This is a genomic window from Hubeiibacter jixunmingi, from assembly GCF_041928215.1.
Taxonomy (GTDB): domain Bacteria; phylum Pseudomonadota; class Gammaproteobacteria; order Pseudomonadales; family Moraxellaceae; genus Acinetobacter.
Genome location: NZ_JBHFHK010000118.1, coordinates 1 through 1,752, shown reverse-complemented (window position 1 = coordinate 1,752; position 1,752 = coordinate 1). Strand labels below are relative to the sequence as shown.

At 30.1% G+C, this 1,752-nt stretch carries 1 protein-coding gene; it reads right to left on the bottom strand.

Going from position 1 to position 1,752, the window contains the following annotated elements:
* Positions 1-49: 49 nt before the first annotated feature.
* Complete coding sequence (locus ACEYX7_RS10860; RefSeq protein ID WP_374805535.1) at positions 50-1,474, bottom strand: ATP-dependent nuclease; 1,425 nt, start codon at positions 1,472-1,474, stop codon at positions 50-52.
* Positions 1,475-1,752: the final 278 nt, after the last annotated feature.

Genomic DNA, 1,752 nt, shown 5'->3' with positions numbered 1-1,752 from the left:
GAATGAAATTAGTGGCAGGATTTATAAATTGGCAAGTTAATCGCTAAATTTACATTTTCGAAAGAGGTCTATTATATCCATTTTCTACAACAGAAGGATTATTCCAAAAGTCGTTATTTGTTTGAAAACAAACTAAATTATTTAAGTGATAGAATACAAGTTTTTCAGGACTCATTGGACAACTATCTTCGGCTCTCTTTTCAGATGGTAAAGAAATAATATGATTGGATATATCATTAGTTTGACTATCTGCATCTAAAATGCAAATAGCTTTAAAAGTACTTGATCTGAAAACTTTATCCTTAAAAAGAGATTTTAAATTATCGCACCCTGCTTTCATCTCTACATAATGTAAAAAAATTAAAATGGATGAAAAGCTTTCATCATCCTTAGCAATCTCATTAAATATTAACTGGGTCATTAATTTTGCTTCCGCATCTTCAGTAAAGATGGGAATTTTCTTATCCATATATATATCTTGCCTAGTTTCGGAATTTAATTGCATTTCGATTTTATATCTATTAGGGTCATTAAGCTTATCTACTAAATCTCCAGCAGTTTTTTTCAAATAAATAACATTAAGACTTTCTTTAAAAGCCTTATCTAATAGATATAAACTGTGAGTTGTTGCAAACAATTGAATATTATAATTTTCTGAAAACTCTTTGAGTATCTTTAATAATTTATATTGCAAAGAAGGATGCAAGGTTGAATCAAGTTCATCAATTAGTAGCACACTTTTCTTAAATACAGGATTTGTACAAGTGTCAAAGTGGTATTTTAAACTGATTAAAGCAGATAAAATAATGATTAGATTATCCTCCCCAGCAGAAATAGTGTTAGAATCAACCCCTTCCGTCGTAGAAGTAAAATCAAGCCGATGCTTAAGAGAATTGCTATCTTCTATAGTTGATTCATTAATTTTAATTCCTGTAAGTTCGTAATATAATCTATTCAGCTCTTGAGAGTATTTATCAGGTAATGATTTTCTAATCTTTTTTGTTTCGCCAGATAATTCACCAATGGGAATAATGCGAGATAAACCAAGGTATATTACCATTCCATAAGGGAGTGTTTGCTTTTGTCCTACGGGATACTGCAATTTTAATGCAAATCTTGAGCCATTATCATTTCTGGTATTATGTCTTCTAAAACTATAAGAATTTCCCTCATATTCTAGTTTTAGAAGAATTCCCGATTGGTTGGGAGCAGGGTCATTATACTGCTTATCACCCTTTGTAAGATTTTCAATCTTTGGGTTGGTTAACTTATTAATGGCATTAATGATGCTTAATGATTCGATATCTATGCCTTGAGAATTTTTTGTAAATGCTTGAAAAGAATTACCAACAATATGGAGAATGGAACTTTTACAAGTACCATTAGTGCCTGATATGAGATTAACTGTTGGCTTGAAATCTAAACTTAAATCTTTAAGTTTTCTATATTCGTAAATATGGAGTTGAGTAAGCATTTTATGGATACCAAGGCTAGATACTAAGTTTATAATTGATGAACAAATATACTATCATATTGTGAAGATGAAAAATAATAGATAATTCATTATTTTTACACAATCGTGTAACAAATCGCTGGCACATCTCCCCCCCGGCTACCTTAACCAATAAACTTGATTACTATGTTTTGATAATTATATAGCAACCTAATAGCTTCATATATAGCAAAAGAAATTAATAAATGGCACAAATCCACATAAAATAGAAGAACAGGGTATCAATACAATCTAAACGC

What these genes read in the sequence shown, in the direction of transcription:
- ACEYX7_RS10860 (WP_374805535.1), bottom strand. Translation starts at nt 1,474, where the DNA reads ATGCTTACTCAACTCCATATTTACGAATATAGAAAACTTAAAGATTTA.